Raw genomic sequence first — 707 nt, forward strand, 5'->3', positions numbered from 1 at the left:
GGATAGGCCGCGCTGATGGCCTCGGTCAGCCCCTTCAAGCCATCGACCACGGCGATCAGGATGTCCTGGCAGCCACGTGTCTTCAGTTCGTTGAACACCTTGAGCCAAAACTTGGCACCCTCGGTCTGCTCGATCCAGAGGCCCAGCACGTCGCGCTGGCCGTCGGCCTGAATGCCCAAGGCCAGATAGACAGCCTTGTTGCTGACCACGCCGTCGTCGCGGATCTTGACCCGCAGTGCATCGAAGAACACGACCGGATACATCGTCTCAAGCGGGCGGCTCTGCCAGCTCAGCGCCTCGGCCATCACCTCGTCGGTGACCGAACTGATGAAGTCGGGAGATACCTCGGTGCCGTAGCTCTCAGCCAGAAAGGCCTGAATCTCGCGCACGCTCATGCCGCGGGCGTACATCGCGATGATGCGTTCGTCGAAGCCGGTGAAGCGGCGCTCATGCTTTGGGATCAGGATCGGTTCGAAGCTGCCGTCGCGATCGCGGGGGACTTCGACCCGAACCGGGCCCCGATCGGTGATGACGGTCTTGCCGCTGGCGCCGTTGCGCTCGTTGGCTTGCCCGGCCGGCTTGGACTGGCCCGACGGGTAGCCCAGATGCAGATTCATCTCGGCACCCATTGCGCGTTCGATGACTGCTTTGTTGAACGCCAGCATCAAATCCTGGACCTCGGTCGGCGTCATCGGCCCCTTGACCAG

General features: G+C 63.1%; 1 pseudogene. It reads right to left on the reverse strand.

The features are described from left to right. A pseudogene (locus WS68_RS04835) lies at window positions 1-707 on the reverse strand (IS256-like element ISBcen18 family transposase); the annotation flags it as partial.

This window comes from Burkholderia sp. TSV86, assembly GCF_001522865.1.
GTDB lineage: Bacteria > Pseudomonadota > Gammaproteobacteria > Burkholderiales > Burkholderiaceae > Burkholderia.